This is a genomic window from Streptomyces sp. NPDC028308 (genome assembly GCF_055565855.1).
The window spans coordinates 112,984-126,710 of the sequence record NZ_JBVHTO010000002.1 but is presented as its reverse complement, the minus strand read 5'-3'; the positions used below and the strand labels follow the sequence as shown (position 1 = coordinate 126,710).

Genomic DNA, 13,727 nt, shown 5'->3' with positions numbered 1-13,727 from the left:
GCGAGCATCAGGGCGGCAGCCGACTGGGCGCCGCCACCAGGAACGCCGCGCTCGTGCCACTGCCGACTTTCCCGAACGGTGGCTGTTTCGAAGTCTTCAATGGCTGAAATCAATGGCACGACACAACCGGATGGGTTAATTCGGATACAGCGGCGCAATAGCTGACCAGGGTGAATTCCCGACGAGGCCTGGTCAGGCCTTGATCGGCTGAATAGATGAACGTCGGGCAGCGAGAGGGGAGCCGTAAGGATATCCGCGAACGGAAACAGTCGGTCCGTTCCCGTGAACCCCCGGTTGTGGCATGTTTCGGTCAATGAATAGCCGGAAACTTCCTGCCTAGCGATCATTGTGGTGGCTAACGTTTCGAGCGCTCGGGAATTCCTGAAGCGTCGTGACTGAAGGGAAATGATCCCCATGCGCACGAGAATCAAGATTGGCGTCACCCTGGCCGCCGGCGCCGTGGCCACGCTCGGCCTGGCAGCTCCGACCTCCGCCTCGACCCAGCTCGAAAGCACGATCGCGGCCCAGGCGCAGAAGGCGGGTCTGAACAAGAGCGAAGTGGCCGGCCTGCAGCGGCAGATCGACAAGCAGATGGCCAAGACGCCCGGCGGCAAGCAGATCGGCGTGAACCAGGTCGCGTGGCGTGGCGGCAAGGCCGTCATGACCTTCCCGCTGCCGGGTGAAAAGCAGGCCAGGTCCGTCAACGAGCCCCTCGGTGCGCTCGGCACGGCCAACTGCAGCTACCTCTGGACGTGCCTGTACGAGCACTCCAACTTCGACGGTCGGCGCCTGACCTGGTCGGACTGCAACTTCGAGAACCTGGCCAACTGGGGCTTCAACGACCAGACCACGTCCTGGCACAACAACCAGAGCCGCGGCACCCAGACCCACGTGTACAACTGGACGGGCTCGTCCTGGGCCCAGCTGTGGGTCTCCACCGCCCCCTCGGCCAGCTCCAACGTCGGCAGCGCCAACAACGACAAGGCCGACGGCCTCTGGGTGTGCTGATCGGCGCTCCATTCCTTTCACCCGTCTGTCGGGAGGCCGAGCGAATCGGACCAGCCTCGCTGTCTGAATCGGCCGCAGACGCGGCGTGAATCCGCTCTTTTCTCCGTTGGGGTCGCATCCCATTTCGGATGCGGCCCCGTTCGGATGCGGCGACGCGGTGGGCGAAATACTTAACGCCGGACGAGGAGCGAAAAGGTGATCGGACGTCGAGATTGATGGCTGCGAGCATTATCGTGCCTGCGGCATTCAACTGGACGGCGGCGGTTAGTCAGTCATAGTTCCGTTTGCTGGGTGCCGATGCTCGATTACTGGCTGGTTCCCTTGCGGGGCGGTACTGCCATTGCCTCTGCAGCGGTCACTGACGCGGGCGGTCGCTGAGTCGACGGAAGCAGATGAGTCCAGCAGCGATGCCGACGACGGCGGGGAAGTGCTCGGCCTTGCGTTCGTAGCGACGCCGGAGCCGAACGCAGGCGGCGACGCATGACGCGATTCGCGCGACGACCCGCCGAAAGGTGATGTTTTAGTCGTAGGCGAGCTTGTTGTCCTTGGCCTCAGCGTGGAAGGCGGGGAACGGGAGCCGTCGACCCCGCGCCCCGCAAGGCCACTCCGCGACGGTGTCCCCTCCTCTCGTTACTCACGAGTGCTCTGTCGCACCTGTGTGCGACTATCACCTCAACGACCAACGACTCAGGGGGCTTTCGTTTTGGACGGCAACTTCAGCCTGCTCGTGAGACGAGGGCGAGGTGCTGCGCGATCAGCGGTTTTCGCCGCTTTCGCCGCATTGTTCACCTCGTTGTTGACCCTGCCGGCGGCCAGCCCCGCCATGGGTGCCGACGAGGAGTGCGCGTCGCTCGCGGTCGCTCCCTTCGGTGATCCGGACAACGCTGTCGGCCAGGCACGCGTCGCCCCTGACTCAAGCGTTTGCTACACCGTCACCGTCGCGTCCCCGGGGCTCTATCTCGCACCGGCCCTGGACAGCGACGGCAACAAGATGACCCGGGAACTACTCAGCACCGACGGCAGCCAGGTGGACTGCTCCGGCGACACATACGCCACCCACGACATGTGTACGGTCTCCGCAGCCGGCACCTACACGCTCAAGGTGTCCAACACCGGCTGGGAAGAGAAGACCACGTCCGTCGCCCTGGTACCGCTCGCCTCGACCAGAGGATGTGCGGACGCCGTCGGCACCAACTGGGACCAGCCGGAGGCCAGTCGCAGCACCGCAAGCCCGGTTGAAGTCGACTGTCAGCCGTTCGAAGGCAAGCGCGGCGACCGGATCCGACTCACGTACGGCTCAAAGACGTACGGCGACTCGCTCGCCTGGATCACCGATGAGAGCGGCGCCCGGATCTGTGAGCGCTTCCCGGAGGACAACGAGGACAGCTGCGTGCTTCCGGGCGACGGTCCCTACCGCGTCATCTCCACCGTATGGCGCGCTGAGAACGGTTTCCCCGCCGAGTACTCGGTGAAGGTGCGCCGCGTCAGCGACCCGCAGGGTTGTACCGCAGCCCCGATCCGTCCCTACGGACCCCTGGAGCAGCAGGACTTCGTCGTCAACCCGTGCTTCACGTTCACCGCCGAGGAGGCAGGTCCGTACACCGTGCACTCGGTGAGTGAGGACCGCACGGTGGACGTGGCCCGGGTGTACGACGCGGCGGGTCTGAGCGTGTGCCGATACGGGGCTGATCCTTGCCGGATCAAATCACCAGGCACCTACACGGCCGTACTCGACGGCACCAACCCTTTCCGCGAGACGCGCGCCGGCGTCGTCGTCCTCGACCGGTCTTCGGACTCCGGTTGCCAGAAGGCCGAAACGGACCTCTACAGGGGAGAGTTCACCACGGTCGGGGAGTACGACTGCCTGACCCTGGACGCTCCGAAGGGTGCCAGGATCGCCGCGCTGAAGCCGCTCTCCGCTTCCGGCGTGAGCGCCGAAGTGGAGATCCTCGACCGGGACGGGGCGGTTCAGTGCGGCGCGGCCGATCTGTCGGCCGGGACCTGCGCGTTGTCGGGTGAGGCTCCTTATCGGGCGCTCATGCACACCACTGCCGGTGGAGCGAACGCGACGGGACCGTACTCCATCGCGTTCTCTCGCACGGACGCGGCGAACGACTGCGCTGTCCTACCCGCAGGCAGTTTCACGGCCGATGGCGCCAAGGCCACACTCACCACCGGCGAAGGCGTCTTCTCGCACTGCCTGAGTGTTCCGGCGAGCGCGCACACGAAGTCCGAGCTCTTCCATCTGACTGCCGATTCGGGCGGAGTAACGGCGAAGTTCTCGGTACTTGACGCCACTGGAAAGAAGGTCTGTGAGCGCAGTGCCACTACCGACGGCTGGACGCTCTGCTCCCTGACGCCCGGGGTGGCTCACACTGTGCTCGTCACCGGTCGTGACCAGACGGCCACCTACACGCTGGCCCGACGTGACGTCACGTCGACGGCGTCCTCTGCAGGCTGCGAGAAAGTCGCCGCCTCAAAGGTGGGCGGGCCGTCCGTACCCGGCATTTACGGTGCCCCCGGCACCCTGAACTGCCACCAGGTGACCACTGACGCGGTCACGGATGTCATCCACCTCGACGTCCGGGACACGTTGGGCACCGCCAACATCGTCGTCTTCGGCAGCGACGGCGCCACCGAGTGCTCGTTCCGCAATCGCTCCTGCGCGGTCACCGGCTCCGCGACGCACCAGGTCGTAGTACAGACTCCGGCCACACTGAAGGCGGCACCCGACTACCACCTGGACGCCCTGCGCATCGCGACTGCGGACGGCCCGGCCCCGGAGTGCACCAAGGTCCCGTCCGTGTCCTACGGCTACGGCCCCCTCACCGGCACGCTCGACGAATCGCACAGCGCCGTGTGCGCAGTCCTGCCCACCGCCGGTCTCGACCGCTTCAACACGACGATCACGGACACCACCGGCGCCGGAACCACCGCAGTGCCGGCCCTTTACAACAGCACCTGGAGCAACGGCTGCACACTGTCGTCCTCCGGCAGTTCGTGCGCGGTGGGCGGTTCGTCCTCGGCCGCCAGCCCCACGGTGTTCGTGCTCGGCCTGCCGGAGAAGGCATCCCGCACCGCCTACAGTGCCCAGCTGACCTGTTCCTCCGCGCTGTGCGGAACGGACAAGGTGAGCGTCACGGCGGTCAGCCCGGACACCGGAGCCTCCGGCAGCAGGACCACGCTCACCGTGACCGGCTCCGCGCTGCCTGCGAACGCCACGGTTCGGCTGACTCGTGGCGGGGAGACCCTCACGGCCACGACCCAGTCCGTCTCCGCCGACAACCGCACGCTGAAGGCGGTACTCGATCTGGCCGGCGTCACCGTCGGCACGTGGAATGTGAGCGTGCTGACCACCTGCTGCGAGTACGCGCGCGGCACGTTCACAGTCACGGCGGCTACGAAGTGATTCACCCACGTAATCGTTCGAAGACTCGCTGAGATGAAAGAACGGGATGGCGCCACCTCATGACCGTCCATGTGGAGTTCCCGAACGTACGGAGCAACGTCGTGGCTGCTCTGGTATCCCTCGCGGGCGACGTGGACGACAAGGTCTATCTGGCCTCGCCCCGGTGGCCGGCCGTGGTGGCGTACGCGCGAAACATGCTGGAGGCGATGCGCGCGGATCGCTGAGGGGGAGTGGTGTACAACTCATCAGAGGGGCCAGGTCTCCGCCCGCGGCGGCCTAGCCCCGGCTGCATTCACCGCACAGACGCGGCATCCGCCCCCGGGGGGAACTGCACGCGATTGTGCCGCCATCGATCGTGGCGGCTGACGGCGCAAACCGGACTGGCCAGGATCTCGACCACGAAGGCGGCCGGGCTCTCGACGGCCATTCCGCGCGTCCGTCCACTCTGTATGTGAGCGATGAGTTTGCGCGATGGCTCAGGTCTTCCCTGCATGACTCGAACGTTCGCTGACAGCCCGGCCGGTCTCGGCTGCTTCGCCGACGGAGCCGACCCCAGTCCGGACGTCGGATCGGACCCTGGCAGCGCGCGGCCTGGCGCCCGGCAGATCCTCCGCACTGGGGTGCCGCACCCCGCTCACCTCGTGCCGGGACGCCGGGCCACCGCCGTTCACCGGCGAGTCGACGCGCGTGACGGTGCGGTGGAGCGCGATGTGGACAGCGGCCTAGACCTCGACGCACCAGGCCTACGACGTCTTCCGGTGATCCGATGACTACTGTCCGCGTCAATGAGATCGCCTTGGGCATCGAGACGTTTGGTGACGACGACGCGCCGCTCGTCCTGCTCGCGGGCGCGACGACGATGCTTTCCTGGCCCGACGCGCTGTGTGAGCGCCTAGCCGCCGGCGGACGCCGTGTCGTGCGCTATGACCTGCGCGACAGCGGGGAATCGACGACGAAGGATCCGGCGGCGCCTGCCTACACCTTGCGCAGCCTCGCCGCCGACGCGGTGGCTCTTGTTGATGCGCTCGGCGCAGGCCCCGCACACCTCGCGGGGATCGGCGTCAGCGGGATGGTCGCCCAGGTGGCAGTGCTCGAACACTCGGACGCCTTCTCGGCGCTCACCCTGCTTAACACCCGCGCGGTTGCCCCGGGCCCGCCCGACGAGGACCTTTCCGACCATGACCAGGAGACGATGGGTCGGCTGTTCGGGCGTCCGATGCCCGACTGGACGGACCGCGAGGCGGTTGCGGAGTACGCCGCCGCCGGCGCGGAGATTCTCGGCGACGACCCCGTCGCCGCGCGCGCAGTCGCTGCGCGTATCTGGGACCGCACGCCAGGCACCGAACCCTCGGTTCAGATGGCCAACCAGATGGGCCTGGTGTTTGCCAGGCTCGACTGCAAGCCCCGTTGGCGTGAGCGCCTGCCCGAGATCGAGGTCCCGACGCTCGTCGTTCACGGCCGCCGAAACCGGTTCTTTCCTGTGGACAACGGCGAGGCGATCGCACACGAGATCCCCGGGGCACGACTGCTCGTCCTGGAGGGGGCAGCGACGACGATCCCCGATGCGGCGGTCGAAGGGATCACCGAGGCGATGCTGGCGCTCGGGTAGAGAAGCAGAACGGCGCCGCCGCCGGGCCTGTTCGCCGCGCGGTGGCGCACGTCGAGCAAGGTGAGAGAGGGCCCGGAGCTGAGCGCTGTACGTGTCCGGCTGTGTGCTGCTCAGCCGGAGCCTTGGCGGCGATACGGGGCCGAGGCGGACGGACGGCGGGAGTGCGGGGTGTCGTACCGGTTTGACGTCCGCCGTCGACTGGTGTGCCGGGGGTTCACCAGTGGTTCACCAGTCTCCGGTCGTGAGCTGCACCGACAGGTCCCAGAGCCGGCGCGCATTGTCGGGGTCGAGAGCGTAGTCGGCGACGCCTCGGCGCACGCCCGGGGTGTACGGACCGGCCTCCTGGCAGTCCTCGAAGTACTTGCCGGTCACCCCGTCGACCAAGGGGGATGACGCCAGCAGTACGGAGGTGGCCGTGCCCTGGGCGATGGTCTTCTCGGAGACGCCGGACGCGCCGGACGGGTCGAAGGACGCGGGAGGCGCGTCCATGTGCCGGCTCAGTCCGGTCTCCCAAATGCGCCCGGGGTTCAGCGCGTTGACCCCGATGCCGTCCGTCGCCCAGCGCCTGGCCGCCTCCACGGCGAAGAGGATGTTCGCCGTCTTGGACTGTGCGTACGCCAGCCACGGGTCGTAGGGTTCCGCGATGAAGTCGGGGTCGTCGAAGCGGACGGGACCGTTGACGTGGCCGACCGAGCTGACGACGACCACGCGAGCGTCGCCTGCCGCGGCCAAGGCGTCGTGGAGGAGGACGGTGAGGGCGAAGTGCCCCAAGTGGTTGGTCGCGAACTGCAGTTCCCGACCTGCGGGGGTGCGCTGCTCGGGCGTCGCCATGATCCCGGCGTTGTCGACCAGGATGTGCAGCGGTCCGGTCCAGGCCGCGGCGAAGGCGGTGACGGTCGTCGGGTCGGCGAGGTCCAGGTGGCCGGCTCGCGTCCGGGGGTTGCCGGTCTCGGCGGCGATCTCCTGTGCGACCGCCGCGGCGGCCTGCGGGGTCCGTCCTGTGACGGTGACCTCGGCACCCGCTGCGGCCAGGGCGCGGGCTGTCTCCCGACCGAGACCTCCGGTGGCGCCGGTTATGACGGCTCGGCGGCCGGTGAGGTCGACGCCGGCGAGGACGTCGGATGCCGTGGAGTGCGCGCCGAACGGTGTGGTGACGCTGGGAGGCATGGCCATGTTCCTCTGATCGGTTCCTGCTGGCATGGCTGGGCGAATACGGGAAGGTCGCCTACGATGACACGTAAGCGGATTCGGGTCCGCTTACTCGTCCACCATAAGCGGAGCCGGGTCCGCTTGCAAGGGGGAAGCATGCCGCGCTCGCTTCGGGCGGACGCCCAGGCAAACCACGACCGCCTGCTGGAGGTGGCTGCCCGCGCCTTCTCGCAGGAGGGAGCCGACGCCTCGCTGAAGGCGATCGCCGCGGAGGCCGGCGTCGGGATCGGCACGCTCTACCGCCGCTTCCCCGCTCGGGAAGACCTCATCGAGGCCACCTACCGCGATCAGACCGACCGGTTGTGCGCCTCGGTCCGCGAGCTGCTCGCCGACCGTGCGCCTCTCGCCGCTCTGCGCGAGTGGTCAGAGGCGTTCGTGGACTACATGCTCACCAAGCGGGGCATGGCTGACGCGCTTCCCGCGATCCTTGCCTCCCGTGAGGGGCTGCGCCGGCACAGCCGTGACGCTCTGGGCGCGGCGGTGGCGACCCTGCTCGAGGCCGGGATCGCCGCCGGTCAGGTACGCGAGGACGCGGCGCCGAACGACGTACTCATGGCGCTCGGCGGAATCACCCTCATCAGTGGGCACGAGCAGCAGCGCGACCTTGCCTCACGACTCATCGGCCTGCTCCTGGACGGCCTCGCCACCAACTACGGGACGGCACTGGGCCCGGCGTAGTCGCACCCATGCCTTTCTGTGCCAGGCCACGTGACCCCGGGAAGATGTCGGCGTGCGCGACCGGGCCTCGATCGCGGGGCGCTACCGACGGCATCCAAGCCTTCAGCGGACCTTGAAGCCTCTTGAGTGATCGCTGGTCTCGGACGTACTGGTGGTGAAGCGACTGTGTCGCCCGGTCGACTTGCTGCCCTGGTTTCTCACGTACGTGGCTCAGTTCGCCCGGCTCCCGTGTTGTTCCTCCCGCAACCGAACTACCTCCGACCCTGGGTTCGAGATGCCTGCAACGGCTTGTCGGATCCACTCAAGAGCGCTGGCGTTCTGCTCGTGCCTGGACCAACTCTTCGACCGCGGAGGGCAGCGTGTTCTCGAAGTCGATGAGCTTCGCCCAGGTCGGGGTGATGACGATCCGGACCATGCCGTCGCAGTAGAGGGAGCGGACTTCGGCTTCCCACGCTGTGCGCTGGTCGGGTGTCATCTCGTAGGTGCCGTTCATTTGCAGGTACTCGTCCGGGATGCCGTCGACGGCGTCCAGCTCGGCTCGTCCACGGATGAGGAGGATCTTCGGCGGGTGGACTTCGGTGTCGATGGTCAGGGCGACGACCGGGTTCTTGCACAGCGCGGGAAGCTTCGGAGCGTTCTTCGTGGTGCACAGGATGATCTCCGAGCCGTTCCAGGTGAACGCGATCGGGATACTGCGGGGAGTGCCGTCCTTGGCGACGTACGCGAGGCGGGTCAGATCGCGGGCCAGCAGCTCCTGGCTCGTGGGGCGGCTCAGGATCTCCGTGATCTCGGTCGGTTCCATGGTGATCGCTCCTTCGTCGGGGCCGTCGACAGACCAGTCCGTGGCTGTTCGTGCCCCTGAGACGGAGCCGATGGGCGGTTCTCGACATCCCAGGCACGAAAGGTTGCAAGATCTTTTTGGGGCGCTGTGTTCGTGCGGTCGGCGGGCTCTCGAGACGCTGGGAGTTGCCGTGCGTTCCGCCCTGCACGCAGTAGGTGGCATCGGCGAGGCCTCGGGTACCGATCAGGGGCACCGACTCGATAGCTGTAAAGCTCGGGCACGGGGGCCCAAGACGGACGAGCCGCGCCTCCCATGCTGTAGGTGCCGGGGCCTGCGGAGCCCATTCGATGGCGACGTTCCCGACGTGATCCGCGAGCAACGAGTAGCCGACGTCGGACGTTGGATCCTCGACCCGCACACGCGCACACGCGCACACGCGCAGTCGTGCGGCGTGCACGCGCACTGTCCACGTACTCACCAGTAGCTAAGTATGCGAGCAGTGTTGAGCCCCTGCGCCCGCCTGTTGGGATGTGCCCATGACGACGACCTTCAACATTGCTCCGGCCTCCGGCGATCCAGCTTCGCGGACTCGATACCGCGGGGTGGCCTTGGCCATCGGCGGAGCAGCGATCGTGCTTCTCCTCATGGGACTTGCCAGCTACTACGATTCGCTGTCTGGTGGTCAGGTCATGTCCGAGACGGCGTTTCGCGAGCGCATGAGCCAGACCGAGGAAGCCGGGGAAGAGGCCGTTTGGACGGTGGGCAGCGATCCGGACGCGGTCATCGACCAGAAGGACATGGCCGACCCTTCGTGCGCGGACGACTTCGGGTTCGACTCGGAGGGAGTGGCCCGGGACCAGCCGACCGTCACTTGGGCCCCCGACTTCGCGGATCGCGGTGCGTACACCGCGGCCGTCGACGCCCTTCGCAAGAGTTGGTCTGCGGAAGGCCTGTCCGTGGAAAGCATTCCGGCTCCGGCGAAGGGCGAACCGGGGGGCGGCTTGCCTGGGATCCGCGTCACGAATGAGGACGGCATCGAACTGTCTCTCCGGCCCGACTGGTATTCCGGCAAGGCGATCCTCACGGCTGACGGCGGGTGCGTGCGGCATGAGGGGTACTCGGTGGACTGGGAGTAGGAGTATCACGTCGGTGACGGCAGGCGTCGGGGTTCGTACTCGACGAACTCGCCCGGCGCAGAGCCTCGTCCGAACGCTCTGCGATGATCGCGTCATGAGGCAGAACACCCGTGAGCAGGAGCGTGCGCAGGGCTCGGACGTCCATTGGGTCCCCGTCTCGGGTGGCGGCCGGTTGTGGGCGGAACGCTGCGGGGAGGGCAGTCCGGTGGTGCTTCTGCACGGCGCCGGTATGGACGCGCGCTTGTGGGATCTCGTCGTTCCCGAGTTGGCGCGACACCACGAGGTGGTTCGTTTCGATGCCCGTGGCCTGGGCCTGTCCACGCCACCGGAGGATGTGTTCGACGACGTGGAAGACCTCCTCGCCGTCCTGGACTACTTCGACCTGGATCAAGCCGCGTTGGCCGGCCTGAGTATGGGCGGGGAGACGTTGTTGGACTTCACTCTCGCGCACCCCGAGCGGGTCAGTGCCCTGGTTCTCATCGCGGCCTCGGCAAGCGGCCATACCTGGCCACATGATCCTGTACTCGCTGCGTACGCCGCGGCCCGCCGTGACCAGGACGCTGCTGGGCTCGCCGAACTGGAACTGTCCATCTGGGCGCCCCTCGGAGGAACCGCGCCGGGCGGGAGTCTGATCAAGTCGATGATCGAGGACAACGCCCAGCAACGCCTCGTGAGCGAGCGGCACTTCGTGGATCTGGGTCGCAACGCCGTCAACGACCTGAAGCAGATCGCCGTGCCGACGCTCGTCATCGCCGGCGACTGCGACCATCCCGGGATTGCCGTACTGGCCGACCGGCTCGTGGACGGCATTCCCGATGCCGTCGGTGAACGAATGCCGAAAGCCGACCACTACCTGCCGCTGCGCGCACCCGAACGCTTCGCCGAAGCCCTGCTTGCACATCTGGCCCGACGCGGGTAACAGACCGTGCGTGTCCCTTCAATCCGGCGCCGGCGTGGCGTACACGACGAGGTTGCTGTCGTAGCCGCCCGCCTCGCGTTCGTAGGTTCCGCCGCAGGTGAGCAACGCGAGTCTGGGCGCACCTTGCCGGGTGAACAGATCGCGTGGCAGGTTTCGCTGCAGGTACGTGCGGCGGGCAGCGACGATGTACGGATAGGTGTGGCCGTCGGCGGCGGTCACCGTAAGCCTGGCTCCCAGGCGCAGGTCATGGATGGCCGCGAACGCCCCGAGGCCGGCCGGAGTGTCGACGTGCCCGGCGACCAGCATGGTCCCTTGGGAGGCGCCCGCTGGGGAGCCCAACGCCCACCATCCGCCGCGCTGAGCATCCTTGGGGAGGATCACTTCGCCGTCGGCGGAGGCGGCTACTGGGACGACAGTGGCCCGGAAGCCTCCAGGGCCCTGGACTTCACGCGGCGGGGACGGGATTCGGGCGCCCGCATTCGCGACGTGGGGAGCCGCCGTAGGGGGCACCCTGCCCGCATCCCGTGAGAGGAGCGGGCCGGTGAGCAACGTCCACCCGGCGGCCGCCGCCGCAGCGCCGAGGCCGGCTGCCGCGGCGACCGTCGCTGGGCCGCGCACGTGATGCGAGATCAACGCTCGCGTGACGCACCACGGCGGCCGCGCATCAGCCACATGGCACCCGCTCCCGCGAGGAGTCCGCCACCGAGTACGACGGCCGTCTTGCTGTTCCGTGAGTCGTCGGCGGCCTGGGCGAACTGCCCGCCATTGCCGGCCTTGACCGTGCCCGCGTCCTTTCCGGCGTGACAGGTACCTCCCCGCACCATCTCGAGATGCATCGCCACCACTGGCCGTGCTGCTCGGGCAGCGGCCTGCACCTCAGCGTTCTGCCCGGATTTCAGCTCGCTGTCGATCATTGCGAGAGTTGCGGTGTGCGCGGCGTCCTGGGTCTTCAGCCAGGCTGTGTCGTACGCCCGCGTGCCGGCCTTGGCCTGGACTGCTGCGAGCTCCTGCCGCTGCTCCGCGGTCGGCATGCCCGGCAGCGTGATGTCCAGCTTGTGCGCGAGCATGCGCAGATCGGAGTCGAGCTTGCCGTGGTCGCGCACCAGTGTCGCACCGACGGTCTTCACGCACGCAGTCGTCGCGTGCTTCTGGGCGTCCCGTCCGGCGGCTATCTCTGCCAGATTCCCCTGATGGGCCGCCCTGGCGAACGTGTCGTCCTGAGGGCTCCCAGCGCCGGCACTCGCGGGGGCTGCGGCTATACCGCACACCGCGGCGGCTACAACGAGGGGGAACGTCAGCCGAGTACGCGTCACAACGTGCTCCTTTCGCGCCCACCGGCAGACCGGGACGGCGCACATGGGAAGAAGGGGGCTGCTGTAGCACCCAGCACGTATCGGTTCCACGAGACACGCCGGAATGAGCGTGAACCTCTCGCATTCACTCGAATGGCACGGTTCGGTGCAGCGCGGAGTCGATCCGTCTCCCAGCGGAACGTCGTCGTGGAGCGGGCAGGAGCGGCGTCGAGCGGTCTTGCGGTCTCGTCTCAACCGCGAAGGAGCTGAGTCCTGGCTTGTTGGCGACGCCGCATGCACCGGGCACGCAATCGGGCGGCCCGGTTGCGGTGGGTCGTAGTGGAGCGTGGGAGGCTGCGCTGGAGGGCGCTCAGAGGTGGCGAAGCTTGCTCTGCACGAGTACGAGGTGTCAGGACAGCGGGGGCGCCGGCACCGGCGACTCCGAGTGTCGTAGCTCAGCGAGCAACTCGTTCTGTCCGGAGATCAGTTCAGTCAGGATCCGACGCGCCGCGCGGAGCAGTTCGGCGACGTCACCACCGGCCAGCGCATAGCTGACCGTTGAGCCCTCTCGGATCGACACCACGATCCCTGAACGGCGCAGCACGGCCAACTGCTGGGAAAGATTGCTTGGTTCGATCTCAATCTCCGCGAGCAGGTCCCGCACCGCGACGGGCCCACCCTGAAGCAGCTCGAGAACCCTGATGCGCACCGGGTGCCCCAGCATGCGGAAGAACTCGGCCTTGGCTTGATACAGGGGAACCTGCACGCTCGCTCCCTACCGCTCTCGAGGTCCTGCGTCCGTCACGATCCTGGCGACTACGGGCTCCGCACGCCCTGGTGATGCACGGATGTGGATGTGCCGAGATGAAGAAATCTTCAATTCGTGGGCATGCGAAGCCGTAGTCAAACAGTCGGTTACACCTCTAGGTCCATCTCGATCCGCTTCAGCTGGTGACGGGCCATCGCGAGGTTGGAGCGGCCTCGGTCCAGGACGAGGTAGAGGAACAGCCCGCTACCCTGCCGTCCCTGCACCAGTCGAATCAGGTGGTACTGGGACCCCAGGGTGATCACGATGTCCTCGATCTCGCCCTTCAGCCCCAAGTGCTCCATGGTGCGGACCTTGGCGCGGATCACGTCGGTGTTGCCCGCGGCGGCCACGACCAGGTCAAGATCCTTGCCGCCGCCCAGCGTTCCGAGCGCCATGCCGCTGGTGTAGTCGACGACGGCTGCGCCAAGTGCCCCCTCCACCACGGTCATCGTTTCCTTGAGAGAGATCTCCACATTCGTCATGACGGTCCTCCTGCGGCTTCTGCCGGCTGCGCGGGACCGGTCTCCTCCGGCCCCGTTCGTGCGTCGAACCGTACGGACGGCATCGCTCGTACGAGTGACGCCAACCGAACCTGGTGCAAGGACCTTCGAAACCCACGGACGTCTGGCGATCTTTGATCGCGCCGGAGACGGAAGGTGACCGCATTCGGCGTCAGGGCTCTCTGCGTGGGATGTCTGTGTGGCTGTGACGTCCTTGGAGCCGGTGGCCGGTGGCCGCAGTGCACTCTGAGCCGAGGTGTGGCTAGTCGCTGCTTGATAACTAGACCGCACAGTTTGTTTGGTGCGGATTCACCTGAAGTGACTGGCTGGTTTCCACTCGGTTGCGAGAGGGAGTCTGTCCCGTCGGTACGGGTTCGA

13 protein-coding genes are annotated in these 13,727 nt (G+C 67.2%); 7 read left to right on the top strand and 6 right to left on the bottom strand.

The window, feature by feature from the left end; genetic code table 11:
* Positions 1 to 414 precede the first annotated feature (414 nt).
* From ACZ4VA_RS04815 to ACZ4VA_RS04800, 4 genes are all read left to right on the top strand, one after another.
* Positions 415 to 1,008 (top strand): peptidase inhibitor family I36 protein, encoded by a 594-nt coding sequence (locus ACZ4VA_RS04815; RefSeq protein WP_389389717.1) that lies wholly within the window; start codon positions 415 to 417, stop codon positions 1,006 to 1,008.
* A gap of 640 nt (positions 1,009 to 1,648) precedes the next feature.
* A complete protein-coding gene (locus tag ACZ4VA_RS04810) occupies positions 1,649 to 4,417 on the top strand; it encodes a Tat pathway signal protein (protein WP_468079777.1) in 2,769 nt (922 codons plus the stop codon).
* Positions 4,418 to 4,518: 101 nt separating this feature from the next.
* The gene (locus ACZ4VA_RS04805; protein ID WP_389389715.1) at positions 4,519 to 4,641 is read left to right on the top strand and encodes a hypothetical protein; all 123 of its coding nucleotides are present in this window, start codon (positions 4,519 to 4,521) and stop codon (positions 4,639 to 4,641) included.
* A 542-nt stretch (positions 4,642 to 5,183) separates the two neighbouring features.
* A complete protein-coding gene (locus tag ACZ4VA_RS04800) occupies positions 5,184 to 6,026 on the top strand; it encodes an alpha/beta fold hydrolase (RefSeq protein WP_356173688.1) in 843 nt (280 codons plus the stop codon).
* Positions 6,027 to 6,251: 225 nt separating this feature from the next.
* Here the strand turns inward: ACZ4VA_RS04800 and ACZ4VA_RS04795 are convergent, their stop codons facing one another.
* Positions 6,252 to 7,199: an SDR family NAD(P)-dependent oxidoreductase gene (locus ACZ4VA_RS04795; RefSeq protein WP_468079774.1), complete on the bottom strand. Its 948-nt coding sequence runs from the start codon at positions 7,197 to 7,199 to the stop codon at positions 6,252 to 6,254.
* 132 nt (positions 7,200 to 7,331) lie between these two features.
* On the opposite strand from ACZ4VA_RS04795, the gene ACZ4VA_RS04790 reads away from it, so the two are divergent.
* Entirely contained in the window at positions 7,332 to 7,913 is a 582-nt protein-coding gene (locus tag ACZ4VA_RS04790; protein ID WP_356173694.1) for a TetR/AcrR family transcriptional regulator, read from the top strand.
* A 301-nt stretch (positions 7,914 to 8,214) separates the two neighbouring features.
* Here ACZ4VA_RS04790 and ACZ4VA_RS04785 read toward each other — a convergent pair whose 3' ends face one another.
* On the bottom strand, positions 8,215 to 8,715 hold the full coding sequence (locus tag ACZ4VA_RS04785) for a pyridoxamine 5'-phosphate oxidase family protein (RefSeq protein WP_468079771.1): 501 nt from the start codon (positions 8,713 to 8,715) through the stop codon (positions 8,215 to 8,217).
* 515 nt (positions 8,716 to 9,230) lie between these two features.
* On the opposite strand from ACZ4VA_RS04785, the gene ACZ4VA_RS04780 reads away from it, so the two are divergent.
* Positions 9,231 to 9,830 (top strand): hypothetical protein, encoded by a 600-nt coding sequence (locus ACZ4VA_RS04780; RefSeq protein WP_468079769.1) that lies wholly within the window; start codon positions 9,231 to 9,233, stop codon positions 9,828 to 9,830.
* Positions 9,831 to 9,924: 94 nt separating this feature from the next.
* Entirely contained in the window at positions 9,925 to 10,749 is an 825-nt protein-coding gene (locus ACZ4VA_RS04775; protein WP_468079767.1) for an alpha/beta fold hydrolase, read from the top strand.
* Positions 10,750 to 10,767: 18 nt separating this feature from the next.
* On the opposite strand, the gene ACZ4VA_RS04770 is transcribed toward ACZ4VA_RS04775, so the two are convergent.
* The 4 genes from ACZ4VA_RS04770 to ACZ4VA_RS04755 all read right to left on the bottom strand — a co-directional run bounded on the left by ACZ4VA_RS04770 (position 10,768) and on the right by ACZ4VA_RS04755 (position 13,331).
* Entirely contained in the window at positions 10,768 to 11,259 is a 492-nt protein-coding gene (locus ACZ4VA_RS04770; protein ID WP_468080306.1) for a class F sortase, read from the bottom strand.
* A 119-nt stretch (positions 11,260 to 11,378) separates the two neighbouring features.
* On the bottom strand, positions 11,379 to 12,107 hold the full coding sequence (locus tag ACZ4VA_RS04765; protein WP_468079765.1) for a DUF4142 domain-containing protein: 729 nt from the start codon (positions 12,105 to 12,107) through the stop codon (positions 11,379 to 11,381).
* 343 nt (positions 12,108 to 12,450) lie between these two features.
* Entirely contained in the window at positions 12,451 to 12,807 is a 357-nt protein-coding gene (locus ACZ4VA_RS04760) for an ArsR/SmtB family transcription factor (RefSeq protein WP_355794050.1), read from the bottom strand.
* Positions 12,808 to 12,956: 149 nt separating this feature from the next.
* Positions 12,957 to 13,331 carry a hypothetical protein gene (locus tag ACZ4VA_RS04755; RefSeq protein ID WP_389389707.1) on the bottom strand — a complete coding sequence of 125 codons (375 nt, stop codon included), beginning with the start codon at positions 13,329 to 13,331 and terminating at the stop codon, positions 12,957 to 12,959.
* Positions 13,332 to 13,727: the final 396 nt, after the last annotated feature.

Bases quoted from the DNA above. Each gene is read 5' to 3' on its own strand.
- ACZ4VA_RS04815 (WP_389389717.1), top strand. From the start codon at position 415: ATGCGCACGAGAATCAAGATTGGCGTCACCCTGGCCGCCGGCGCCGTG.
- ACZ4VA_RS04800 (WP_356173688.1), top strand. From the start codon at position 5,184: ATGACTACTGTCCGCGTCAATGAGATCGCCTTGGGCATCGAGACGTTT.
- ACZ4VA_RS04795 (WP_468079774.1), bottom strand. From the start codon at position 7,199: ATGGCCATGCCTCCCAGCGTCACCACACCGTTCGGCGCGCACTCCACG.
- ACZ4VA_RS04790 (WP_356173694.1), top strand. From the start codon at position 7,332: ATGCCGCGCTCGCTTCGGGCGGACGCCCAGGCAAACCACGACCGCCTG.
- ACZ4VA_RS04785 (WP_468079771.1), bottom strand. From the start codon at position 8,715: ATGGAACCGACCGAGATCACGGAGATCCTGAGCCGCCCCACGAGCCAG.
- ACZ4VA_RS04780 (WP_468079769.1), top strand. From the start codon at position 9,231: ATGACGACGACCTTCAACATTGCTCCGGCCTCCGGCGATCCAGCTTCG.
- ACZ4VA_RS04775 (WP_468079767.1), top strand. From the start codon at position 9,925: ATGAGGCAGAACACCCGTGAGCAGGAGCGTGCGCAGGGCTCGGACGTC.
- ACZ4VA_RS04765 (WP_468079765.1), bottom strand. From the start codon at position 12,107: ATGTGCGCCGTCCCGGTCTGCCGGTGGGCGCGAAAGGAGCACGTTGTG.
- ACZ4VA_RS04755 (WP_389389707.1), bottom strand. From the start codon at position 13,331: ATGACGAATGTGGAGATCTCTCTCAAGGAAACGATGACCGTGGTGGAG.